The following is a 23,366-nucleotide window of genomic DNA, read 5'->3' as shown; positions in this document are numbered from 1 at the left end:
TCTCCCTCCGGAGGGAGTACATTGACGTGGCAAAGATTTTAAAGATTTCGGCGCTTGTCGCCCTTCTGACCTTTAGCGGCAGCTTCGCCTTTTCGGCTGACCCCGCGCCCCCCTCCGACCCCGTTCCGGAGGCGGCCTCCGCCCATGCGGTCGAACAGGCTCCGGCGGCTGAACCAACCGCCCCGGCGGTCACTCCGGCTACGGCAACTCCGGCACCGGCAGTGCGGCCTTCCCCGGCGGTCCGCCCCCCGGTGGCCGGTCCCACTCCGGCGGTTCGCCCCACTCCGGCGGTTCCGGCTCCGGCGCCCGGCGCAGTCCCTGCGGCCAAGGGAAAGGCGGCGCCGGGCGACAAGGTGGCGATGAACTTCAAGGACACCGAGATCGAAGCGGTGGTCAAGTACATCTCGACCCTTACCGGCAAGAATTACATCCTCGACGACGCCGTGACCGGCAAGAAAGTCACGGTCATAAGCCCCACCGAGGTGAACATCGCCGAGGCCGAGGAGGTCTTCCAGGCCATACTCGGGGTCAAAGACCTGACCATCGTGCCCTCCGGATCGGTGTTCAAGATCGTTCCGACGCAAAAGGCCCGGTCCAGCAACATCGAGACCGTGGGAGAAACCTCTCCTCCCGGCGACCGCTACGTGACCCAGCTCATAACCCTGAAACACATCCCCGCCTCGAAGGTGTCGGACGTGCTGAACCAGCTTCGTTCGCCCAACTCGACTGTCGTGGTCTACGAGCCGACCAACCTGATCATCCTTACCGAGGCGTACTCCAACGTAGAGCGCCTTCTCGGGATAATAGAGGCTATAGACGTCGAGACGGCGGACGTCACGATGGAAATCATCAAGCTGCAAAATGCCACCGTGGAATCCGTGGCCAAGCTCGTCACCCAGGCCATCACCGAGAAGGGCGGGGCTTCCGCGAGGCGCACAGCCGTCGCCGCTCCCAGGGCGCAGCCGGGGCAGCCGCAGCCCGCCTCGCCGCAGACCACCGTTCAGCCTTCCGACGACGCCGCGAAAATAATACCCGACCCGCGCACCAACTCCCTCATCGTCATAGCCGACGCCGAAACCCTCGCCTTCATCCACGAGTTGGTGAAGGCTCTGGACGTTGAGACGCCGACCGGGCAGGGCAAGATCAACCTGATTCACCTGAAATACGCCGAAGCCGAAAACGTCGCCTCGGTCCTTACGGCGATCTCGAAGGCCGCCGGGGCCAAGCCCAAGCCGGGGCAGCCGGAGACCCCGCAGGCCGTCGCGGCGACGAGGACTTCTACCGAGGTCGCGGCCAAATTCGACGAGCCGGTGAACGTCATGGCCGACAAGGCCACCAACTCCCTCGTGATAATCGCCGCCCAGCAGGACTTTCTGACCCTGAAGGAGGTCATCGAGAAGCTGGACACGCGCCGCCCCCAGGTGCTGGTGGAAGCGCTCATCATGGAAATGAGCTACAAGAGGGCGATGGAGCTTGGCGTCGAATGGCGCTCCACAGCCAACCCCAACAGCGGCAAGTTCACTTACGCGGGCGGGACGAACTTCGGCGGAATATCAGGGCTCGCCTCGCTGGCCACCAACCCCCTTTCCGGCCCCTCCGGCCTCTTTCTGGCGGCGATAGACGGAACCGTGGAGGTGGGCGGAGTTACCTTCCCCAACATCGGCGCGCTCATTAACGCCCTCCAGACCAAGGGCGACGTAAACGTAATCTCCACTCCGCACCTTCTTACCATCGACAACGAGGAGGCGGAAATTGTCGTCTCCGACAACATACCCTTCCAGACCAGCGAAAAGTTCGACTCCAACGGCAACCCGATCTTCACCTTTGAATACCGGGACGTGGGTCTCACCCTGCGCTTCACTCCGCAGATAAACGACGAAAACTACGTTCGGCTGAAGCTCTTTCAGGAGACGAGCGACGTGCTCTCCACCACCTCCGGCACTTCGAGCAACGCCCCTTCCACCACCAAGCGCTCGGCCAAGACAAGCGTCCTCATAAAGGACGGCGCGACGGTCGTCATCGGCGGTCTGATTCAGGACGACAGGCAGGTGTCTTCGAGTTCGGTGCCCTGCCTCGGCGATATCCCCCTTCTCGGCGCGCTCTTCCGGAACAACCAGCAGTCAAAGGGCAAGACCAACCTGATGATCTTCCTGACCCCCCACATCATCAGGGAGAGCGCCGACCTCGAAAAAATGACGCAGCAAAAGACAATGGAGCACAGGGATTACGCCGACGAGAAGACGACCTCGGACAAGAGGTTCATCGGCAACACCTTCGACAACCTCCTGAAGGACACCCTCGCCCCCAACCTCGCTCCGATCGACAAGATCGACCAGCAGGGGCAAGAGGGTGAAAAGGCCGGGGAAAAGTAAGGTGAGTCAAAACCCCTCCCTCGAAGAGCTGCTCCTTCGCCGGGGCGTCGCCCCGGAGCTGGCGGCGAGCGCCCTCGAAAGGAAGCGCCGGTCGAAGATCCCCCTCTCGCAGCTACTGGCAGAGCTGGGGTTCGACGACGAGGCCGCCCTCGACATAGAGGCGGAGGCCTTCGGCCTTCGCGCCGTCCGGACCATCGACACCGGAGAGATAACCCCGGCGATGGTCGCCCCCCTCCCCATCGGCTTCGCGAAAAAGAACCAGCTCGTCCCGATAGGGGAAGAGGACGGGACGATCGTAGTGGCCCTCGCCCATTCGGAATCCCTGCCGGTGCTTTCCGACCTTCGCGTCCTCTACGGACGCCCGGTGAGGGCCTGCCTCGCCCCGATAGACGAGATACTCCACGTAACCAACCGCGTCTTCGACATAGGGCCGGACAGCGCCGAGGAGCTTATCGAGGGAATAGCGGAAGAGAGCCTCGACGCCCTCGCCCACGAGTTCGAGGAGCCCAAAGACCTTCTCGAAGCGGTGGACGAGGCCCCCGTCATCCGCCTCATCAACGGCATCCTCTTTCAGGCGGTAAAGGACCGCGCCAGCGACGTGCACATAGAGCCCTTCGACAGGGAGCTGGCGGTGCGCTACAGGATAGACGGCCTTCTCTACAAGGTTCTCAGCCCCCCCAAGGCCCTTCACGCCTCGATGGTGAGCAGGGTGAAGATAATGGCCTCCCTCGACATCGCCGAAAAGCGGCTCCCGCAGGACGGCAGGATACGGATAAAGATCGCCGGCAAGGAGATCGACATCCGCGTCTCGGTGCTCCCCACCGCCTTCGGCGAGCGGGTCGTCATGCGCCTTCTGGACAAGACGGCGGTCGTCCTAAGGCTCGAAGACATCGGAATCGAGGGGCAGCGGCTCGAAACCTTCAAGCACATAATCACCAAGCCCAACGGGATCATCCTCGTCACCGGCCCCACCGGCTCGGGCAAGACCACCACCCTCTACAGCGCCCTTTCGAGGATAAATTCCGAGGACATAAACATCATCACCGTCGAAGACCCGATCGAGTACCAGATACGGGGCATCGGCCAGATACAGGTCAACCCCAAGATACTGCTCACCTTCGCGGCGGGGCTGCGCTCGATACTCCGTCAGGATCCCGACGTTATAATGGTCGGCGAGATACGCGACGGAGAGACCGCCGAGATCGCCATTCAGGCTTCGCTGACGGGCCATCTGGTCTTTTCGACGCTTCACACCAACGACGCGGCCTCGGCGGTCACCCGCCTCATAGAGATGGGCATAGAGCCCTTCCTCGTCTCCTCCTCGGTCCACGCGATTCTGGCGCAGAGGCTGATACGCCTCCTCTGCCCGGATTGCCGCAAGCCCTACAGGCCGGAAGACGCCGAACTGACCCAGCTCGGCCTCACCCGCGACAAACTGACGGGCGGAGTCCTCTACCGCCCGATGGGCTGCCCGGCCTGCAAGCATACCGGGTACCGCGGCAGGAGCGGAATCTACGAGCTTTTGACGATGAGCGAAGAGGTGCGAAACGAGGTCACAAGCGGCTCCGACGCCTCCACCATAAAGAAATCCGCCGTCGCGCGGGGAATGCTGACCCTCCGCGAAGACGGCGCGACCAAGGCCGCGCGAGGAATGACCAGCGCCGAGGAAGTAATTCGCGTTACCCAGGAAGAGGACTAGGCGTTGGCGGTTTACGAGTACGAGGGGCTTGACGCGAAGGGGCGCGAGGTCACGGGGATAATCGAGGCCGAAAGCCCGCGGCAGGCAAGGAGCAAGCTCAAGGGCGACGGCGTTTTCACCACCGCTCTTTTCGTCTCCACCGTCGAGGAGAGCGGAGCCGAGGAGAAGTTCCCGCTTCTTTTCCGGCGCTCGATCTCCCAGTCCGACCTCGCTCTCATCACCCGCCAGCTTTCCACGCTCATAGACGCGGGCCTCCCCCTTGTCGCGGCGCTCTCCTCCCTCATCGACCAGATGGAGGCCGCCCACGCGAGGCGCGTCCTCTCGCAGGTGCGCCAGAAGGTCAACGAGGGAAGGTCCTTTCACGACGCCCTTTCGGAGCACCCGCGAATCTTCAACGACTTTTTCAGAAACATGGTCCGTTCAGGCGAGGCCAGCGGCACCCTCGGCCTCGTCCTCGGAAGGCTGGCGGATTTCATCGAAAGCCAGGTCGCCCTCAAGCGCAAGATTCAGGCGGCGATGATCTACCCGATACTCATGACCTGCCTCGGAGCGGGGATTCTCATCTACCTTCTAGGCTCGGTGGTGCCGCAGGTCACCGGGATCTTCGAGGACCTCGGAAGGACTCTGCCCCTTCCCACGCGGATTCTGCTGGCGCTGAGCGACGCGGTGCGCTCTTACTGGCCCTTCGCGGCCATCGCCGTCGTATTGTCTATTATCACCTTTCGCTCCTACCTCAAGACCCCGGCGGGAAGAAAGGCCGTGGATACTTTTCTCCTCAAGGTTCCGCGCCTCGGGCCCTTTTTGCGGATAACGGCGATGGCCCGTTTCGCCAAAACCCTCGGAACCCTCACGACCGGCGGGGTCAAGCTTCTCTTCGCCCTCGAAATAAGCAGGCCGGTGCTCGGAAACGCCGTCCTGGAGGAGGCGGTGGAATCGGTGGAGGCGGACGTGCGGGAGGGCAAGAGCCTTCGCGCCGCGATGCAGGCCACGGGGCAGTTCCCCTCGGAATTTCGCCAGATGGTCTCCGTCGGCGAGGAGTCCGGGGCGCTCGACCGGATGCTCCTCAAGATAGCCGACAGCTACGAATCCAGAATAGAGTCAGCGGTGGCTTCCTTGACAGCCCTCCTTGAACCACTTATGATTCTTGCTATGGGAATAGCGGTCGGATTCGTAGTCTTGTCAATACTTTTGCCCATTTTCGACCTTACGGAAGCACTCGGATGAAAAGAGAAAATCAAAAAACAATGAAGATAAACAAAAGGTCCGGTTTCACCCTTGTCGAGCTTCTGGTCGTCATAACCGTGCTCGGCATCCTCGCCGCCATCGTCCTGCCGAAATTCACCGGGCAGACGGCCAAGGCCAGGGTCAGCGCCGCGAAGATCCAGATACGCTCGCTGGAAGACGCCCTCTCGCAGTTCGAGGTGGAAAACGGCTTTTTCCCCTCCACGGAGCAGGGGCTCGAAGCCCTCGTCTCAAAACCCGCAACCGGCAAGGACGCCAAGGAATGGCGCGCGGGAGGATACCTCCAGAAGGGCGTTCCCAAGGACCCTTGGGGCAACAAATACATCTACCTGAGCCCCGGCTCAAACGGCCCCTACGACATCGTCAGTTACGGAGCCGACGGCATGCCCGGCGGGGAAGACGAAAACGCCGACATAAACAGCTGGGAAATAAATTGACCAAAGCGCGCCGGAGCGGCTTTACGCTTATCGAGCTTATCCTCGTGATACTGATAATCTCGGTGGTCACCTCGATAGCGCTGCCCCGTCTGCCGGATTTCACCGGCGCGAGAAAAAAAGAGTCACTCCGCACCCTCGCCTACGGCATCCAGTCCCTCCACGAATACGCCTCCTTCAAAAAAAAAGCCTTGCCCTCGTCTATGACCTTGACGAGCAGAAGTACTGGGCGGGGGAGATGAATGACGAGACCGCCGAGTACGAGCCCAACGACTCCCTCCCGGTAAAAGAGACAAAGCTCCCCGAGGGGCTGCGGATCGTGGACGTAGAGACGCCCTACAAGGGGCGCGAAGCGGGCGAAACGGCGATGACCCTCTTCGTACCCCAGGGGTACGCTACCCCAACCTGGATACACATGGAGGAAGAGGGCGAAAGCCGCCTCTACACCCTTATCGTCAACCCCCTCACAGGGCGCACGGAGTTGAAGGATGGCCGCGTCGAGATGGAACGAAAAGGGTTTTAGCTTCGTCGAGCTGATGGTGGCCCTTGCCATCTTCGCGGCGTCCTTCGGGGTGCTCCTCGCCGGGCACACCGCCGCCTCGCGTCAGGAAGCCCACGCCAGACGCCTCTTCACCGCTTCCGCCCTCCTGAGAAACATCCTCACCGAAACCGAGCTGGGGGGGTACCCTTCCATAGCCGAGGACAAGGGGGATTTCGGCGAAAACTTTCCCGGCTACGCCTGGACGCGAAAGATAAGCGAGGCGGACATCACGGGGATGCTCACGAGCACCCTGACGAGCCTCGGCATCGACCCCGCAGCGGGCGGGATGGTCGTTCCCGCGGGCCTCGACACCGTGCGAAAGGTTGTTCTTACCATCGACTGGGAAGAAAACCAGAAACCTTTTCACGTGACGATGACCTACTACGCGGTGGCACCATGACGAGGCGCGGCTTCACCCTTGTCGAAGTCCTTATGGGGCTTATGCTGCTGGCGATACTTATGGTCCTGATACAGGGGACCTACACCGCCGTCGCCAGAAACAAAAAATCCAGCTCCGAACTCACCATCTCCTCTCACGGCTCCGTCTCGTTGCTCCACCGCATGGCGGACGAGCTCTCCATGACCTTTCAGAACGACAGCAGGCCCGACCAGACCCTGTTTTTACTGAAAACTGATTTCGACAAGAACTCCACGGTGGAATTCTCCACGCGAACCCCTCGGGTGGCGGGCATGCGGGAGGGCGGCGACACCACCGTCCGCTACGAGCTCACGGAGGATAAAGAGGAGGACGGCCTTTACAAGATAGTCCGGACCGAGATGGCCGACCCCTTCGGAGACATCGACCGCGACGGCCTCTCCCTCGTGATGATGGAACGGGTAAAAAGGCTTACCATAGAGGGGTACGACGACGACGGCTGGACCGGCGAGTGGGATTACAGAGGTCTGCCGGACCCCAAGCTCCCCCTTGCGGTAAGGCTTACTCTGGTCTGGCTGGAGAAAAACTCCGTTGAGAAGATACTCACCTGCTCGACGCCGGTCTGGGCTCCGTAAATGGGAGGGCTTCCATTGAAGCGCGAAAAGGGAGCGGCGCTACTCCTCGTCATAGCGATTATCGCTTTTCTGACGGTCAGCGTGGTAGAGTTCCAGCGCGAGGCGAGGGTGGAGCAAAACTACGCCGACAACATCCTCGCCTCAATCGAGGCGCAGGCTATGGTGCACTCGGGCGCCGCGGCGGGTCTGGCGATGATGCGCGCGCTGGGCTCGCCGAATATCGACAGAACCGAACTGTGGTACTCCGAGGAAGGGCAGCTGATACCCGTAGAGCAAAGCACGGTGCTGGTAAAGATCGAGGACGCCGAAGGCAAATTCCCCATCGGAGCGCTTGTCGACAGCAACGGCAAGGCCGTAACCAACGTCTACGAAGCCTACAAGCGGCTGATAGACTCGCTGGAAATAGAGGACGCTACCCCCGAAGAGTTGGCGGGGGCTCTGGTGGACTGGATCGACGGCGACGTCTCGGGCAACTACGAATTCAACGAAAACTTCACCGTTCCCGACTCGGTTCCCAAACATCTCGACGAGATCGGACGGATAAAGGGCTACGACAAACTGCCAAAATACGCGCTGGACAGGATACTTTCCCACCTGGACGCCAGAACCGGGAAAGCCGTAAACGTAAACACCGCCTCCGCGCCCGTGCTCTACGCGCTTAACAAAAACTACGTTGACCTTGCGGACGCGCAAAACGACTACGACCTTTTTACCACCGCCCCGGCGACAACGGCGGACCTTAACGTGCTCTTTCCCCGCAGGGACCGCTTGCTGGACCCGAAAATTTCCTCTACAAGGCTACAGGTGCGAATCGAAGCGGACGTGCGGGAGGTGAGGGCGAAGGCCGAAGCGATATTTGAACAAAAAAAAGGCGTATACCAGATAGTCGACTGGACGCAGATGTGACGGGGAAAAAGAAATGAAGGAGCCAAGAAAACTCATCGGAAAAAACGTGCTGGTCAAAGCCGGGGGGCTGACCTACACCGGAATCCTTCTGGAGATCGGCCTGGAATCGGTGATCCTGCGCTCTTCCACCGGCCACAGCGAAATACCTGTGGAGAAGGTATCCACCATCGAAGAACTCGGAGCGGAACAGAGCTCCTCGCTGCCCCCAAGCCCGCTCAAAAGAATGCCTCCCCGGTAGCCCGGCGTGGACGACCTTACCGGACTCTTCTCCCCCTCCGGGCCTCTGGCCGGAGCTGTCGAGAACTACGACTTCCGCCCGGAGCAGGCGAAACTGGCCGAAAGAGTCGCAAAGACCCTTTCGGAAGGCGGCGTCCTTCTTGCCGAAGCGGGAACCGGCACGGGCAAGACCCTCGCCTACCTCCTTCCAGCCGTCCTCTCGGGCCGCAAGGTCACCATTTCCACGGCCACCAAGACCCTTCAGAACCAGATTATCGGCCGCGACGCCCCGCTCGTCGAGCGCATCCTCGAAAAACCCGTTTCCGCGGTGCTCCTCAAGGGCAGGGAGAACTACCTCTGCCTAAGAAGGTACAAGAGGTTCGCCTCGCAGGGGGGGCTTCGCCTCGGCTCGGTGGCTGACGCCCTCTGGGAGTGGGCCGAGAAGACAAAAACGGGAGACAGGGGAGAGCTTGAAGACCTGCCGGAGGATTTCGAGGTCTGGCGTCAGGTCTGCGCCACCTCCGACAACTGCCTCGGCTCGCGCTGCGCCGAAACCCAGAACTGTTACCTTCAGGCTGTGCGAAAAGCCGCCGCGAAGGCCCAGATAGTTGTAGTGAACCACCATCTCTACTTCGCGGACCTCTCCATCCGCTCCTCGGGGGGCGAGGTCATCCCCGCCTCCTCGGCGGTAATCTTCGACGAGGCGCACCACATCGAGCAGGTGGCGACCCAGTATTTCGGAACCCGCGTAAGCTCCGGCCAGACCGCCGAGCTTCTGCGCGACGCGGCCAACGCCCTCGGGGGGAAGAAAAAATCCCTTCCCCCGGCTCTCCTGACCGCCCTCGAAGACCTGGAAAACGCCTCCTTCGCCTTCTGGACGGTCTTCGGCCCGAGCGAGAACTCGCTACGCCTTCGCGAATCCTTTTCCGGCGAGCCGGGGAGGAGGCTTGGCCTTCTGGCCGGGGCTCTGGAGCAGCTTACGGTAGCCATAAGAGACAATTTCGCCGAAGACGAGGAGAGCGAGGCGGTTTCAAGGCGGGCCGCGCTGCTGCTCGGCGACCTTCGCTCCTTCCTGGAGCCCCCGAAACCCGGAGAGGTGAGATGGGCGGAGACGAGGGGCCGCTCCGTTCACCTTTCGAGCGTACCCGTGGAGGTCGGCCCCGCCCTCTCGGAACGCCTCTTCGCCGGACAAAAACCGATTGTGCTGACTTCGGCCACCCTTAGGGTCGGCAACTCCTTTTCCTACCTCAGGGGAAGGCTCGGCATACCGGAGGAAGCGGGGGAGATAACCATCGAGGGGCCTTTCAATTACGCGAAACAGTGCCTTTTCTACGTCCCCGAGAAGATGCCCGACCCCTCCGACTCCGCCTTCGCCGGCGCCGTCGCCGAGGAGCTGAAGAAGATACTCTCCCTTACCTCCGGGAGGGCTTTTTGCCTCTTCACCTCGCACCGGGTGCTAAGAGAGGTCGCCGCCCGCCTCGGGGGCTCGCGCCTCGGCTTTACCCTGCTGGTGCAGGGGGAGGCCCCGAGGGATGCGCTGCTGAAAAAATTCCGCAGCGACGTCCATTCGGTGCTTCTGGGGGCGCAGGCCTTCTGGGAAGGGGTGGACGTGCCCGGCGAAGCCCTCTCGGCGGTGATAATAGACAAGCTCCCCTTCTCCAGCCCCGGCGATCCGCTCGTCGAGGCGCGCATCGAAAAGATCTCCGCCGACGGCGGCTCCGCTTTCAACCAGTACCAGCTCCCTATGGCGGCCATGTCGCTGCGGCAGGGCGCGGGAAGGCTTATCCGGAGCGTCGGAGACAGAGGAATCATCGCGATACTGGACCAGCGCATCCTTAAAAAGGGGTACGGGGGATTTCTGAGGAAAAACCTGCCCCCCGCGCCCTTCACAAGAAACATCGGCGACATCGAAGAGTTTTTTAAAATCAGCGGCGGGGTTTCTTGACGATGGCAAAAGCGGTGACTATCATTTAAAGACAAATGCACCGTAAATAAATCGCGTGAACGCCCAAAACAGTTTCGCGCGGTGGAAAAGGATAGATATGGCTATCGACGATACCCCCCTTGGCGGAGCGGCCGACGGACTTCCCGAAGGCTTCGACCCCGAGAAAGCCGAAATCCCCGAATTGATGCCCATGTTGCCCATCCGGGACGTGGTCATCTTTCCCTATATGATCCTCCCCCTCTTCGTCGGGCGCGACCGCTCGATAAAGGCCGTCGAGGAATCCCTCAAGGCCGGGAGGATGATCTTTTTAAACACCCAGAAAGAGATAACCGACGAGGACCCCGACGAAAAGGGTCTCCATGATATCGGGACCGTCGGCCTCATAATGAGAATGTTAAAGCTCCCCGACGGGAGGGTGAAGATACTGGTGCAGGGGCTCACCCGCGCCCGCAGGCTGGAACTGGTCTCCAGGGACCCTTTCCTTCAGGTGAGAATCCAGCCCATGCCGGAAGTGGCCGGTACTGCTACCGATTTTGAATCCGAGGCTCTTATCCGCTCGGTGCGCGAGAAGGTGGAGGCCGTCGTCGATCAGGGCAAGGGAATCTCCACCGAGATCATGATGGTCCTCGAAAACGTCGAGGACATGGGCAGGCTGGCCGACATAGTCGCGGCCAACATGAACCTGAAACTCTCCGACGCCATTTCCATTCTCTCGGAGCCGCAGCCCAGGGCCCGCCTCGAACTCGTGCTCGCCCTCATCGAGCGCGAGTTGCAGGTCCTCGAAGTCCAGAAGAAGATAAAGAGCGCCGCCAAGGAGGAGATGTCCCGTTCCCAGCGCGAGTATTACCTTCGCCAGCAGATGAAGGCGATACAGGACGAGCTGGGGGTGAGCGACGAGCACTCGGAGGAGATGGACAAGCTCAAGGCCTCCATCGAAAAAGCGAAGATGAGCAAGGAGGCCCGCGAGGAGGCGCTAAAGGAACTCGGCCGGTTGAAAGACATGTCCCCTTCGTCGGCGGAAGCCTCGGTGATACGCACCTATATCGACTGGCTGGTCTCGGTGCCGTGGAAGAAGGCCACCAAGGACCGCCTCGATTTGAAGGCCGCGAAACAGGTTCTCGACGAAGACCACTACAATCTGGAAAAGGTGAAGGAGAGAATCCTCGAACACCTCGCCGTCAAGAAACTCAAGCCCGACGCCAAGGGCCCGATACTCTGCTTCGTCGGCCCCCCCGGGGTCGGCAAGACGAGCCTCGGCCAGTCGATCGCCAGAGCTATGGGAAGAAAGTTCGTACGCATGAGCCTCGGCGGAGTCAAGGACGAGGCGGAGATACGCGGCCACCGGCGCACCTACGTGGGCGCTCTCCCCGGCAGGGTGATACAGGGCATCAAGAAGGCCGGGACGAACAACCCCGTCTTCGTGCTCGACGAGGTGGACAAGATCGGGCAGGATTTCCGCGGCGACCCGTCGAGCGCCCTCCTGGAGGTCCTCGATCCCGCCCAGAACTCCACCTTCGAGGATCACTACCTCAACGTCGCTTTCGATCTCTCCGGCGTCATGTTCATCTGCACGGCGAACTTGACCGATCCGATACCCCCGGCGCTTCTGGACAGGATGGAGGTAATCCGCCTTTCCGGCTACACCCGCGAGGAGAAGCTGAAAATCGGCAAAAAATACATTCTCCCCCGCCAGATGAGCGAGCAGGGGATAACCGCCTCACAGATACGCTTCTCCGACGAAGCCCTCAGCGCGGTAGCCGACCAGTACACCCGCGAATCCGGCCTTCGCAACTTTGAGCGCGAGGTAGCCAACATCTGCCGCAAGGTCGCGCGCAAGGTGGCCGAAGGGCAGTCCAAACTCCAGACGATCACCAAGGGCAATCTCGCCTCCTACCTCGGCCCGCCCATTTTTCTTGAGGAAGAGGGGCTTGAAGCGGACCTTGTGGGCGTCACCAACGGGCTGGCCTGGACTCAGTCCGGCGGCGAAATCCTGTTCATCGAATCGACGACCACGCTTGGCCACGGCAAGCTGATTCTCACCGGGCAGCTCGGCGACGTTATGAAGGAGTCCGCCCAGACGGCTTTTTCCTGGGCGCGGGGAAAAGCGGAGGAGTACGGCGTCGATAACGAGTTCTTCGAGAAGCGCCAGTTCCACGTCCACGTCCCCGCGGGCGCGATACCCAAGGACGGCCCCTCGGCGGGCATCACCATCGCCACCTCTCTCCTCAGCCTCATGACGGGAAGGCCGGTGGACAGCAAGCTTGCGATGACCGGCGAGATAAGCCTCCGAGGAAGGGTCCTGCCCATCGGCGGCGTCAAGGAAAAGTGCCTTGCAGCGAGAAGGGCCGGAATAAAGAGGATCATCCTTCCCGAAAGGAACCGGAAAGACCTGTCGGAACTCCCCCCGGAGGCCAGAAAGGCCATCGAGTTCCACTTCGTCACCACCATGGATCAGGTCGCGGAACTCGCCCTCAAGCCCAAGGCGAAACCGGGGGCGAAGGCCGGAAAAACGACGAAAAAGAAGTGAAAACCATCTCTTCCCTCGGAGAGTTCGGTCTCCTTGAAGCTCTGGGGCTTTTCAAACCCCTCTCCGGGGAAGGGTGGCTGGGGCCGGGCGATGACTGCGCCCTCTTCCCGGCTCCCAAAGGGCAGATAGCGGTCACCACCGACCTTCTCGTCGAGGAGGTTCATTTTCGCCTTTCCACTACGCCGCCCCGCGACCTCGGCTACAAAGCGCTGGCGGCAAGCATAAGCGACCTCGCTTCGATGGGAGCCGCCCCTCTCGCCTGCACCATAAGCCTTGCCCTGCCGGGGGATTTGCCCCTCTCCTTCGCCGAGGAGTTTTACGCGGGGCTCCGGGAATGTTCTGAAAAATACTCCTGCGCCCTTGCGGGCGGAGACACCTCCTCCTCCGGCAAGGTGTTCATCTCCGTGACCGCCTTCGGCTCGGTGGACTCCGGCAAAGCCTTCCTTCGCTCCGGGGCGAAACCGGGCGACGATCTCTGGCTAAGCGGGGCCACGGGGGAGAGCGCCGGAGGTTTTTACTGCCTTGAAAAGGGGATTGCCCATGCCGGCCCGGCGAAAAAGCTGATTGAAAGACACCTTCGCCCGGAGCCGAGGCTTTCTCTCTCCCTCGGTCTCGCCTCCGAGGGTCTGGCGAACTCGATGATCGACGTCTCCGACGGGGTTTTTATCGACGCCTCCCATCTGGCCGAGCGCAGCAACGCGGTCATCCGCATCGACAAGCCCTCCGTCCCGCTCACTCCGGAACTTCTTGAGGTGAAACGCCTCACCGGCAAAGACCCCTTCGCTCTCGCCCTCGGCGGCGGCGAGGATTACGAGCTTCTCTTCACCGCCCCTAAAGAAAACCGGGCGAAAATCAAAAAAACCGGTGAAAATACGGGTACGGCGGTAACGCTCATCGGGGAAGTGGAGGAAAGCGCGAAGAAGGGAAGGGTCCGGCTCCTGTCCGGTGCCGGGGTCGAGATCGAGCCGCCCCTGAGGGGATTTGAACACTTCGAGGGCTAAATAATTCCGGAAAGGCTGTCAAAAAACGTCGAAAACTCGCCCCTGCGTTTTTCCTTACGGTAAAGGATTTTGCCGCCGGGCGAGGAGCCCGCAGGGAGCGCGACGAAGACAGTATCGTTCATACGGCGAGGAGCGCTCCCGAGTAGCGACGAAGCCCTGCGGCAAAAGACGAAGCCGCCGGGGGCTCTCCCCTTTCGGCAAGAGCCCCCTTCAGTCCGGAACCACAGTCCTGTGCCCCGATCCCCCGGAGAATAATGGCCCTTTGGCTGGCCACGGGTTTAATATATTTTATTTATAACCGTGTTTCTTCACTCCAAGGAGTGATTTTTTTTAAATTTATTTATCTTTCCATTATTCGGAGGAAAAATGGCGGACAATGACAATATTGCGGGCGGCCCGCACAGCTTCTTCGCCGCCTGGCTGCTCCTTCACGAAAAGGCCGACGAGTGGCTGAAGGACGCGGTCCGGCGCGCCAACGAGACCCCCGGCGAGGCGCGGAAGGAATACCAGAACTTTCTCCTTTCGGTGGACAGGGAAAAGGAATACCTGAAGGGAATCTTCTCCGAAGCGCTGGTGTGCGAGTTTCGCCACCTCGGCTTCCTTCACGGGGATGACCTTTCGGCGCAGGGCGAAGAGCTTCGTCAGGTAAAGGAAAGGCTCCGCGCTCTGGAAGACCAGCTCTCGCGGCTCAAAGAGAAGATCTGAGCTCCGCCGTGGTTTTAAGGGCGCTCGAAATCTCCTTTTCGCTCTTTCGCCACACCTTCTATCCTTCCCTCGTCTCGCTCGCGAACTCCTCTCCCTTGCCTTTTTACGAGGGAATAAGAAACGCCTTTGAAAAGCTGGGACCGGCTTTCGTAAAGCTCGGCCAGTTTTTTTCCATCCGCGAAGACCTCGTCGGCCCCGCTTTCGCCTCGGTCATGGAAAAGCTTCAGGACAGCGCCGCTCCGATGGAGTTCTCCGTGGTGCGCTCCGTCGTCGAGAGGGAGCTTGCCGCCCCGCTGCCGGAGCTTTTCGCAAGCTTCGAGCCCCTGCCGCTGGCCTCCGCTTCGGTGAGTCAGGTCCACCGGGCGAGACTTCACACCGGCGAAGAGGTGGCGGTAAAAGTACTCCGCCCCGAGGCTAAAACCCTCCTCCTCGGCGACGCCCGCCTGCTTGCCGGTATGGCCAACCTGCTGCACCGGACAGGGCTCTTCAAAAAACATATCGATCTGCCCGCCTTCGCCCTTGAGATTCAAAAAAGCGCGGAGGCGGAGGTTGATTTCCGCAGGGAGGCGGAGGTCTCGGAGCGCTTCGCCCGGAATTTCAAAACACCTCTCTCCCCGCGCATTCCCAGAATTTTCTGGAGCCACACCACCGAAAAAATCCTCACGGCCGAGTACATCCCCGGCAAAAAGATCTCCGACCCCTCCCTCCGGCGGGAGGAAGGCTACCCCGAACTGGCCGAGCAGGGCGCGGAGTTTTTCCTCCGGCAGGTTCTGGACCACGGCCTCTTTCACGCCGACCTCCACCCCGCCAACCTTCTGGTCTCCGAAAGCGGGGAGATAACCTATCTCGACTTCGGGATAAACGGAGAGCTTTCGGAGGAAGAACGCCACGCCATCTTCGGCACTCTGGCCGGGCTTCTGGCCGAGGACGCGCCGCTGGCGCTTCGCCACTTGAAAAAACTCGGCGTCAGGGTTGACAGGGAGAGGGAGGCCGCCTTCGCGGAGGATATCCGCCGGGCGATGGAAAGCGCCATGACTGGAAAGCTGAAGGACGCGGACCTGCGGGTAATCGGAAGGGGGATACTGGGGGCGGTAAGGAGGAACAGGGTCGCCTTTCCCCACAAGTACGCGCTGCTGATAAAGGCGCTACTGACCGTCGAGGGCTCGGCGAGAACGCTTCACGGCGATTTCGATTTCGCCAAAGCCGCCCGAAGATACCTTCTCACCAGCTTCGCCGGAAAACGGGGAGCCGGACTGATAATCCAGGCCACCTACAGGGGGGCGATGCTCTGCGCGCTGGCTGGGAACGGAGGAGTCCGATAATAAGGATTTTGCCGCCGGGCGAGGAGTCCGTAGCGGGTGCCTCCGCCAAAGCTAATGCGTGAGGCCTTTGCCGATGCGGTTTTTCGTTCCCGGCGAGGAATCCCGCAACGAGAGGGCGAGGCAGTAGCATCGCTACGGCGAGCCCTTGAGAGAGGACATGACGAAGCCGGGGGCGGAAACCCGCATCGGCTAATAGGCCATCCTCTTCAGCATCAGGCTGTTTCTGGCCCCATGCGGATTATGACAAGCAAGGCAACTGTCCGGCCTGACCCTCTCTCTTACGAGGTAATCCGGGGGTATGTGTTTCGGCGCCACCTCGTGGCACTGGTCGCAGACCCTGTCCGGCTGCTCCGCCGTCAGGAACTTGTCCCCGGTTCCCTTTTTGTGGCTGTGGCGAAGCTCGTGGCAGGCGGTGCAGCTTCCCGAGGCGATAGGGCCGTGGTAATTGGTCCACTGCTTGCCGTACTCGTCCAGCAGCACCTTCGGGTGGCAGTTTTTGCAGGCCGCGTCCGCGCCGCCCCTGATGAGCCCCTTGTTGTCCTCGCTGTGCGGGTCGTGGCAGGCGCTGCACTTTCCGGTCTTTACTATGCCGTGCGCGAGCTTGTCTTGGGCGGGCGGGGTCTTGAAGGTCTTTTTGTGGCACGAGATGCATATCTCGGGCTGCTTTTCGGGGAGGAGGGGCTTGGCGTCGCTGATGTGCGGAAGGTGGCAGGCCCTGCAATCCTTGTCCTTAAGCGCCCCGTGAAGGAATTTCTTGGATTCCCGCTCCTCGCCGTGGCACCACTTGCAAAGGTCTTTGGGATCGATGAGCAGCATCTTGTCCCTTTGCTTGATGTGAGGGTTGTGGCAGGCGGTGCAGGCGTCGTTGGCGACCGGGCTGTGGACGGTATCCTTGCCCGCGGCGGTGGCCGTGCCCACGGTGTCGCCGTGGCAACGGTAACAGGTTTCGCTCTTGGCGTAGCGGAGCCCCACCTTTCCATCTTCGACAACGTGGCAGACCCCGCAGCCGCCGTTTCTCACCGGGTAATGCAGCGCCCCGTAAAATTTCCCCGGATTGCCCTCTCCCAGATGGGGGTTGTGGCAAAGAACGCACTGCGACGCGGACTTTATCGGCAGATTTCCGTGGGTATTCTGGAACTCGGAGAGGGTCGAATTATGGCACTTGCCGCAAATCTGCGCCGTGAGTTCGGCGGTGGACTTGTGGGGATCGTGGCAGGTGATGCAGTCCCCCGAAGCGCCTTTGAAATGGCCCTGACTCCCGGCTTTTTCCTGATGGCAGTCAACGCAAGCCTTCGCGGTCTCGTTCCTCACCAGCTTGTCCCGCTCCGACTGATGAGAGAGGTGGCAGGAGGAGCAATCCCCAAGGCGTTCCTCATGCAGCTTTACCCTGGCCTTGTCGTGGCACCGGATGCACAGGGACGCCGAAGCTTCTTTAAGAAGCTTTTGCTCCTTGCCCTTGTGGGAGAGGTGGCACTCGAAACACTTCCCTCCCATCGCCGGAGCGTGGGCCGATTTCATTCCCGGAAGGCGCTTCGCCCGGTCTTTGTGGCATTCGATGCAAAGAGTCTGGGGAGAGCTTTTTTTGAGGAGCGAGGGAAAACTGGAGAGGTGGGAATCGTGGCAGAAAGCGCAGGACTGCCCCCCCGCGATTTCATGCCCGGCGCCGCCCCCGCGCTTTTCGTGGCAGCGGGAACAGGTCTTGAGTTCATCCCATTTAAGCAGCTTCGGATTCTCGGAACCGTGGGGAAGATGGCAGCCGATGCAGAACTGCGTCACCTTTTTGGTGTGTTCGTTGCTCTTTACCGCGATATCCCTGGCGACCGTGCCCAGCTTCTTGTGGCAGCCGATGCAGAGTTTGGGGAACTCTTCGTTTATTACTATCTCCCCCTCCCAGAGAGAGTGGCAGGAGTCGCATTTTTTCTCGGCGGCGGCGTGGGCTTTGAACCTTGTGAATTTGCCCTCCCTGTTCGCCTTTGAATCGGGGGCAAAGAGGACGGAGAGCACCGAGTTGCCGAGGAGTACGTCGTTTTGCCCCTCTTTGACCTCTATTTTCGCCGAAAAGACGCGGCCTTCCATCGTAAGGCTCACCGGGAACCTGGACGAGCCCCCCTTGGCGAGGTGCTTTACGACGAGTTCGTCGCCCTCTTTCAGGGGAGCCTTTACGTACCCCTGTATTGTAAGGGTTTTTTCCGGGACGAGGCTGTTCGGGGGCGGCAATACCCAGCTTACGCCTTCAAGGGAGCGGGCCGTGCTGCTCAACGCCAGAATGATCAGGGCAAAAAGAAGAGTGAATTTTTTCTTTTTTTGCATCATATCAGTCCCGGATATTGGGATGGAGCGGAGGTGCTTCAATATAATTTAAAGGAGCGGAGGATGCCCCGGAAACACGAAGTCAGCCTGAAAACCGGCGGTTTCATATTAACCGATTATTTCCGGAAAACACTAGAAGGCTTTTGAAAAGCCAGCGACATTTTTAGCGGACTTTCCGGCTAAGGCGACTGCCGCTGATTTTATGATTCGGGAAATGCTGTAGCTCGCGGGCAGGATTGCCGATAAGTGGGCGGGGTGAAAAACTTAAAAATTTCGCCTATTTCGCAGCTTTGCGTTGAGTTTGCTTTTTTGAGCAGGTAGAATTGCAGATAGTTGCGGTTTCCTTTTAAAATTCGATATTCATCTCACGTTACTCTTGTTCTTTCGGGAGCGACATGAACACCATCATGCTCGTAACTTCGGAAAATGCTCTGGAAGAATCGCTCCTTCTGGAACTTCGGTCCCGCACGGACGCGGATCAATTCGGCCTGCGTATCGCTTACTCCGGCGAAGAGGCCGCGCACGTTCTGTCCACCACGCCGGTCGATCTGGTGCTCGCAGACCTCAGCGTCTCCGACGCGGAGGCCCCCGGCTGGCTCTCTCTTCTCCGTGAGGCGAGGCCGGACGCCCCCTTCCTCGTGCTGGCGAAAAAGGACGCGGCTCCCAACCTTGCCGGACTCAAGGGCATATGGCTCGCCCGGAAACCCGCCGAGCCGAAAAAAATCCTCGACGCGGCCATCTCCATCACCGGGAAAGAGGCGAAGGCCTACGCCGCAGGCGCGCACATAGGCTACTTTCTTCAGATAATAACCTCCGACCAGAAGACCTGTTCGCTCACCGTGCGTTCCCGGGGGAGAATCGGAACGCTTTTTTTCCTCCAGGGGCAGTTGATCGACGCCTTTTTCGGGTCGCTGCGCGGGCGTGAAGCGGCTCTGGCGGTCCTGTGCTGGCAGGAGAAAGCCAACATCGAGGTCCGAAAGCTCTACAGCGCCAGAAGACGCGCCATAAAAGAGCCGGTGGACGCCCTCATAATGGAAAGCTGCCGCCTCAAGGACTCCGCAGAAGAGCAGACTCCCGCGAAAAAGCTTCAGTTCCAGCTGCCCGGCGAGCTTTTGTCCCTGATTCTCTCCGTCGAGGGGCTCCGCGAGATGGCGGTAATTCTCCGCGACGGCACCCTGCTCGCCCAGAAGCAGAGCGGAGACCACCTGGGGGCTCTTTTAGCGTATATGTCGATGGAGTTCGAGCGCGTCCGCACCCTTATGGACTGGACCGGCCCCACCCACATCGTTATCAATAACAAATCCGGCGAAAAACTGATTATACTCTTCGGACAGCAGATAGTAGTCGGCCTGCAGACCTTCGCCACCGTTTCCACGACACAGGTGATCAACATGCTATCCCATTCGGTACAAAGCGCCAGGGTCGCCTGAGCCGGGCACGCCAGAATGAACGAGATATTGCAGGAGATAAAATTCGTTCCGGGTGTGGCAGGAGCCATGATCCACCTGGGCGGCAGGAATATCGCCTACTCCAACATGCCCGAGGAGTTCGATCCTTTCCTCATGGAACAGGTCGGAAGGGTCGTCGGCCGCATCTACAACATACCCGACAAGCTTTTCGAGGGTCTTGAGACCGTTACGGTTTCTTTCGAGGAATACGTGCTCGTATGCCTCGGCATAAGGAAGGGGGCCGTTCTCATTATTCTCGGCGACGCCACGGTAAAAACCGACCTCGTCACCCTGACGGCGACAGGGCTCATCCCCGAGATAATCTCCCAGCTTGATTCGGAGCAGGGCTAGGCGGCCGGCCCCCGGCGGCTTATAATATCCATATTCACCGAGACGCTAAGACGAACGCCCGGAGCGGCTCCGGGGGATAACCTGATTTTTCACAGAGGTGACATGCCCTTTACAAGCCTCGAACAGGTATTCTCGAAGGTCGTCGAGGACTCGCCGGACGAACTCGTGGTCATCGACCGCGACTTCATCTTTCGGTCGGCCAACGAAGCGTACGTGAAATCAAGAGGTCTTGAGGCGAGCGACGTCATAGGCCGCAGAGTCGCGGAGGTCCTCGGTGAAAACGTCTTTGAAACCGCCGTGCGCCCCTACGTCGAGCGCTCCCTGAAGGGAGAATCCGTCAGCCGCAACTCCTGGGTCGATTATCCGTCCTGCGGACGGCGCTACCTTGAAGTCCGTTTTTATCCCCTGGCCGAAGGCGAAAAGGGGGAAATAAAGCAGGTTCTTCTGGTTCTCCGGGACCGGACGAAGGAAAAAAAGACCGAAGAGGCGCTTTTCGAGAGCGAGAAAGCCTACCGGGACCTCTTCAACGCCATGGACGAAGGCTTCGCCCTGGCGGAAGCTATTCTCGACGGAAAAAACAACCTCCGGGACTTTCGCCTTCTTCGCGTCAACGACTCCTTCCACAAACTGACCGGAATCCCTCCCTGCACGGCAACGAGCAAAACCGCTCTGGAACTTTTGCCGAATGCCGATATCGGCTGGCTGGAACCCTTTGCGGAAGTTGTCCGCACCGGCCAGCCGAAACGCTTCGAGAAATATTCGCGGGAACTCGGCGGCAAGTGGTTTGAGGTTCACGCCTTTCCCGTGGAAGAGGGGAAGTTCGGCTTTTGCTTCTCGGATGTGACGGCAAAGAAACAGTCGGAGGAGACCGGAGCCTGGCTGGCCTCTTTCCCCGCCCAGAACCCCTACCCGATAGCCGAAGTGGATTTTGAGGGGCGGGTGCATTACATGAATCCCGCCGCCGAAACCCTGCTCCCCGATCTTTGGGAAAGAGGGGCCGGACACCCGTGGCTGGCTGATCTGGGCTTTGCGGTGCGCTCCTTTGAGGCCGCGAACGAGCAAAGCATCCTTCGCGAAACAAGGGTCGGCGAGCGCTGCTTCCAGCAGATGCTGCACTACGCAGCCCAAACCCACCGGATACGCATTTACGGGCTTGAGATAACCGAGCGCAAGCGCCAGGAGGAGCAGCTCCTCCGGTTGAACCGCGCGCAAAAAGCCCTTAACGACAGCACCCACGCCCTGCTCCACGCGACGACCGAAGAGAAGCTGCTCGAAGACGTCTGCAGGATTATCATCGAGGACTGCGGCTACAAGATGGCCTGGATCGGCTACGTGGAAAACGACAAGGCCGGATCGGTGCGCCCCGTGGCCTGGTCGGGCTTTGAAAGCGGCTACCTTGAGTCCCTGAACATCACCCTGGCCGATCCCGAAAGAGGGCGCGGCCCAACCGGAACGGCCATTCGCACCCGCGAGCCCTGCTTTTGCCGCGATATACTCAACGACCCCCGGTTCGAGCCGTGGAGAAAAAACGCCGTCGAGAGGGGGTACGCCTCCTCGCTCGCCCTCCCCCTTATCGACGGCGGCAAGGCGTTCGGGGCTCTCATGGTCTACTCGACCGAGAAAAACCCCTTCACGGAGGCCGAAACCGCCCTGTTAAAAGACCTTGCGGCCGATCTCTCGTACGGCATAGGGACAATGCGCCTGCGCGCCGCCCATGCGCTGGGGGAAGAGGCGTTAAAGGAGAGCGAGGAGCGGTTCCGCAAGATGTTCGAGCGCCACAGGGCGATAATGCTGATCGTCGATCCGGCAAGCGGCTGCATCGTGGACGCAAACGCCGCGGCGGCGGCCTTCTACGGCCATTCCCGCGAAAAACTCCGCACGATGAGAGTACAGGAGATAAACAGGCTGTCTCCCGAAGAAGTGGACGCCGAGCTCCAAAAAGCCATGCGGGAAGAGCGGAACTACTTTGTCTTCCCGCACCGCGTGGGGAACGACGAGGTGCGCTGGGTCGAGGTCTATTCAACCCCCTTCGACGTAAATGGCCAAACCCTTCTCTTCTCGGTGATTCACGACGTGACGGAGCGCAAGCGCTACGAGCTCGAAATCTTGCAGGCCCGCAACGCCGCCGCCGCCGCCAACAGCGCCAAGAGCGACTTTCTGGCCCGGATGAGCCACGAGATACGCACGCCGATGAACGGCGTCATCGGCATGACCGAACTGGCCCTCATGGAGGAGCTCTCCCCCAAGGCCCGCGAGTACCTCGCTCTGGTAAAGTACTCGGCCAGGTCTCTTCTCGACATAGTCAACGACATCCTCGATTTCTCAAAGATAGAAGCCGGGAAAGTCGAGCTGCACTGCGAGGATTTCAACCTGCTGGAAAAGCTCGGCACCGTCTTCTCGACCCTCGGCGCCATCGCATCCCAGAAAGGAGTTTCCCTTTACCGCACAATTTCCCACGACGTTCCCAAATACGTCTGCGGCGACTGGGGGCGGCTCGGGCAGATCCTCACCAACGTCATAGGAAATGCCATAAAATTCACCGAAGACGGCTCGGTATCGGTAAAGGTCACTCTCGACACCGCCCCGCCCGCCACTACGGCCGGGCGCTTTCGCCTCCTCTTCGAGGTTTCGGACACCGGCGTCGGGATACCCTGCGACAAACTCGAAACAATCTTCGACCCCTTTTACCAGTCCGGCCTCTCCCACCACGCCAAACACGGAGGAACCGGCCTCGGCCTGAACATCTCCCGCCAGCTTGTAACTCTCATGCAGGGCAGGATATGGGCGAACAGCGAACCGGGCTCGGGAAGCACCTTTTTCATAACCGCCGAATTTGAAGAAGCGGCCGCCCCGCCCGCCGTGAGAGACCAGCCCGAGGCAAAGGCGACCGAGCCCAGACCCTCCGGACTCAGAATCCTCCTCGCCGAAGACGAGCCGGTAAACCAGATGGTCGGCAGAGACCTTCTGGAGTCCGAAGGCCACATCGTTACCGTCGCGGCAAACGGCCAGAAAGCCCTCGAAGCCCTCGCGAAAGAGCCCTTCGACCTCGTCCTCATGGACATCCAGATGCCCGTCCTGGGCGGCCTCGAAACCACCCGGCGCATCCGCGAAGGGACGATACCCGGCATACCGCCGGATATCCTCATAGTCGCCCTCACCGCCCACGCCATCACCGGCGACAGGGAAAAATTCCTCGCCGCCAGCATGGACGACTACGTAACCAAACCCATCGACGTAGACGAAATCTACCGCGTGCTGGAAGAAACCGCCGGGAAACGGCAAAAAAGAAAAGACGAATAGAGAACCTGCTAAAAAGCCGGGTTGAAAGACCGTGGG

19 protein-coding genes are annotated in these 23,366 nt (G+C 60.4%); 18 read left to right on the top strand and 1 reads right to left on the bottom strand.

The window, feature by feature from the left end; translation table 11 throughout:
• Positions 1 to 26: 26 nt before the first annotated feature.
• The 15 genes from gspD to EPN96_01520 all read left to right on the top strand — a co-directional run bounded on the left by gspD (position 27) and on the right by EPN96_01520 (position 15,921).
• Positions 27 to 2,372, top strand: coding sequence for a type II secretion system protein GspD (gspD, locus tag EPN96_01590; GenBank protein TAL18485.1), 2,346 nt, complete (start codon positions 27 to 29; stop codon positions 2,370 to 2,372).
• A 1-nt stretch (position 2,373) separates the two neighbouring features.
• A complete protein-coding gene (gene gspE / locus EPN96_01585) occupies positions 2,374 to 4,071 on the top strand; it encodes a type II secretion system protein GspE (GenBank protein ID TAL18484.1) in 1,698 nt (565 codons plus the stop codon).
• Between the two features lie 3 nt (positions 4,072 to 4,074).
• Complete coding sequence (gene gspF, locus EPN96_01580) at positions 4,075 to 5,295, top strand: type II secretion system protein GspF (GenBank protein ID TAL18483.1); 1,221 nt, start codon at positions 4,075 to 4,077, stop codon at positions 5,293 to 5,295.
• Positions 5,292 to 5,750 carry a type II secretion system protein GspG gene (gene gspG / locus EPN96_01575; protein TAL18482.1) on the top strand — a complete coding sequence of 153 codons (459 nt, stop codon included), beginning with the start codon at positions 5,292 to 5,294 and terminating at the stop codon, positions 5,748 to 5,750. The genes gspF and gspG overlap by 4 nt, the downstream gene beginning before the upstream one ends.
• The gene (locus EPN96_01570) at positions 5,747 to 5,989 is read left to right on the top strand and encodes a prepilin-type N-terminal cleavage/methylation domain-containing protein (GenBank protein ID TAL18481.1); all 243 of its coding nucleotides are present in this window, start codon (positions 5,747 to 5,749) and stop codon (positions 5,987 to 5,989) included. The genes gspG and EPN96_01570 overlap by 4 nt, the downstream gene beginning before the upstream one ends.
• Complete coding sequence (locus EPN96_01565) at positions 5,986 to 6,270, top strand: hypothetical protein (protein TAL18480.1); 285 nt, start codon at positions 5,986 to 5,988, stop codon at positions 6,268 to 6,270. The genes EPN96_01570 and EPN96_01565 overlap by 4 nt, the downstream gene beginning before the upstream one ends.
• Positions 6,236 to 6,688 carry a prepilin-type N-terminal cleavage/methylation domain-containing protein gene (locus EPN96_01560; protein TAL18479.1) on the top strand — a complete coding sequence of 151 codons (453 nt, stop codon included), beginning with the start codon at positions 6,236 to 6,238 and terminating at the stop codon, positions 6,686 to 6,688. The genes EPN96_01565 and EPN96_01560 overlap by 35 nt, the downstream gene beginning before the upstream one ends.
• Positions 6,685 to 7,299, top strand: coding sequence for a prepilin-type N-terminal cleavage/methylation domain-containing protein (locus EPN96_01555; GenBank protein TAL18478.1), 615 nt, complete (start codon positions 6,685 to 6,687; stop codon positions 7,297 to 7,299). The genes EPN96_01560 and EPN96_01555 overlap by 4 nt, the downstream gene beginning before the upstream one ends.
• Positions 7,300 to 8,205 (top strand): hypothetical protein, encoded by a 906-nt coding sequence (locus EPN96_01550; GenBank protein TAL18477.1) that lies wholly within the window; start codon positions 7,300 to 7,302, stop codon positions 8,203 to 8,205. It abuts the gene before it with no gap.
• Between the two features lie 13 nt (positions 8,206 to 8,218).
• A complete protein-coding gene (locus EPN96_01545; protein ID TAL18476.1) occupies positions 8,219 to 8,443 on the top strand; it encodes a hypothetical protein in 225 nt (74 codons plus the stop codon).
• Positions 8,444 to 8,449: 6 nt separating this feature from the next.
• Positions 8,450 to 10,366 carry an ATP-dependent DNA helicase gene (locus tag EPN96_01540; protein TAL18475.1) on the top strand — a complete coding sequence of 639 codons (1,917 nt, stop codon included), beginning with the start codon at positions 8,450 to 8,452 and terminating at the stop codon, positions 10,364 to 10,366.
• A gap of 97 nt (positions 10,367 to 10,463) precedes the next feature.
• Positions 10,464 to 12,893 (top strand): endopeptidase La, encoded by a 2,430-nt coding sequence (gene lon / locus EPN96_01535; protein ID TAL18474.1) that lies wholly within the window; start codon positions 10,464 to 10,466, stop codon positions 12,891 to 12,893.
• Positions 12,890 to 13,894 carry a thiamine-phosphate kinase gene (gene thiL / locus EPN96_01530; protein ID TAL18473.1) on the top strand — a complete coding sequence of 335 codons (1,005 nt, stop codon included), beginning with the start codon at positions 12,890 to 12,892 and terminating at the stop codon, positions 13,892 to 13,894. The genes lon and thiL overlap by 4 nt, the downstream gene beginning before the upstream one ends.
• Positions 13,895 to 14,260: 366 nt before the next feature.
• On the top strand, positions 14,261 to 14,599 hold the full coding sequence (locus EPN96_01525) for a hypothetical protein (protein TAL18472.1): 339 nt from the start codon (positions 14,261 to 14,263) through the stop codon (positions 14,597 to 14,599).
• Positions 14,600 to 14,607: 8 nt separating this feature from the next.
• Positions 14,608 to 15,921 carry a hypothetical protein gene (locus EPN96_01520; GenBank protein ID TAL18471.1) on the top strand — a complete coding sequence of 438 codons (1,314 nt, stop codon included), beginning with the start codon at positions 14,608 to 14,610 and terminating at the stop codon, positions 15,919 to 15,921.
• 189 nt (positions 15,922 to 16,110) lie between these two features.
• Here EPN96_01520 and EPN96_01515 read toward each other — a convergent pair whose 3' ends face one another.
• Positions 16,111 to 18,234 carry a hypothetical protein gene (locus EPN96_01515; GenBank protein ID TAL18470.1) on the bottom strand — a complete coding sequence of 708 codons (2,124 nt, stop codon included), beginning with the start codon at positions 18,232 to 18,234 and terminating at the stop codon, positions 16,111 to 16,113.
• Positions 18,235 to 18,626: 392 nt separating this feature from the next.
• On the opposite strand from EPN96_01515, the gene EPN96_01510 reads away from it, so the two are divergent.
• From EPN96_01510 to EPN96_01500, 3 genes are all read left to right on the top strand, one after another.
• The gene (locus EPN96_01510; protein ID TAL18469.1) at positions 18,627 to 19,661 is read left to right on the top strand and encodes a DUF4388 domain-containing protein; all 1,035 of its coding nucleotides are present in this window, start codon (positions 18,627 to 18,629) and stop codon (positions 19,659 to 19,661) included.
• Positions 19,662 to 19,676: 15 nt separating this feature from the next.
• Positions 19,677 to 20,030: a hypothetical protein gene (locus EPN96_01505; GenBank protein TAL18468.1), complete on the top strand. Its 354-nt coding sequence runs from the start codon at positions 19,677 to 19,679 to the stop codon at positions 20,028 to 20,030.
• Between the two features lie 102 nt (positions 20,031 to 20,132).
• Complete coding sequence (locus EPN96_01500; GenBank protein TAL18467.1) at positions 20,133 to 23,330, top strand: PAS domain S-box protein; 3,198 nt, start codon at positions 20,133 to 20,135, stop codon at positions 23,328 to 23,330.
• Positions 23,331 to 23,366: the final 36 nt, after the last annotated feature.

This window comes from bacterium (genome assembly GCA_004322275.1).
Classification (GTDB): domain Bacteria; phylum Desulfobacterota; class Deferrisomatia; order Deferrisomatales; family BM512; genus SCTA01.
Note: the sequence above shows the minus strand (reverse complement) of the source record. Positions and strands in the feature narration are given on the sequence as shown.

Coding starts and splice junctions, on each gene's coding strand:
- EPN96_01505 (TAL18468.1), top strand. CDS start 19,677: ATGAACGAGATATTGCAGGAGATAAAATTCGTTCCGGGTGTGGCAGGA.
- EPN96_01545 (TAL18476.1), top strand. CDS start 8,219: ATGAAGGAGCCAAGAAAACTCATCGGAAAAAACGTGCTGGTCAAAGCC.
- EPN96_01515 (TAL18470.1), bottom strand. CDS start 18,234: ATGATGCAAAAAAAGAAAAAATTCACTCTTCTTTTTGCCCTGATCATT.
- EPN96_01525 (TAL18472.1), top strand. CDS start 14,261: ATGGCGGACAATGACAATATTGCGGGCGGCCCGCACAGCTTCTTCGCC.
- EPN96_01560 (TAL18479.1), top strand. CDS start 6,236: ATGGCCGCGTCGAGATGGAACGAAAAGGGTTTTAGCTTCGTCGAGCTG.
- EPN96_01510 (TAL18469.1), top strand. CDS start 18,627: ATGAACACCATCATGCTCGTAACTTCGGAAAATGCTCTGGAAGAATCG.
- EPN96_01500 (TAL18467.1), top strand. CDS start 20,133: ATGCCCTTTACAAGCCTCGAACAGGTATTCTCGAAGGTCGTCGAGGAC.
- gspG (TAL18482.1), top strand. CDS start 5,292: ATGAAAAGAGAAAATCAAAAAACAATGAAGATAAACAAAAGGTCCGGT.
- lon (TAL18474.1), top strand. CDS start 10,464: ATGGCTATCGACGATACCCCCCTTGGCGGAGCGGCCGACGGACTTCCC.
- EPN96_01550 (TAL18477.1), top strand. CDS start 7,300: ATGGGAGGGCTTCCATTGAAGCGCGAAAAGGGAGCGGCGCTACTCCTC.
- EPN96_01555 (TAL18478.1), top strand. CDS start 6,685: ATGACGAGGCGCGGCTTCACCCTTGTCGAAGTCCTTATGGGGCTTATG.
- EPN96_01565 (TAL18480.1), top strand. CDS start 5,986: ATGAATGACGAGACCGCCGAGTACGAGCCCAACGACTCCCTCCCGGTA.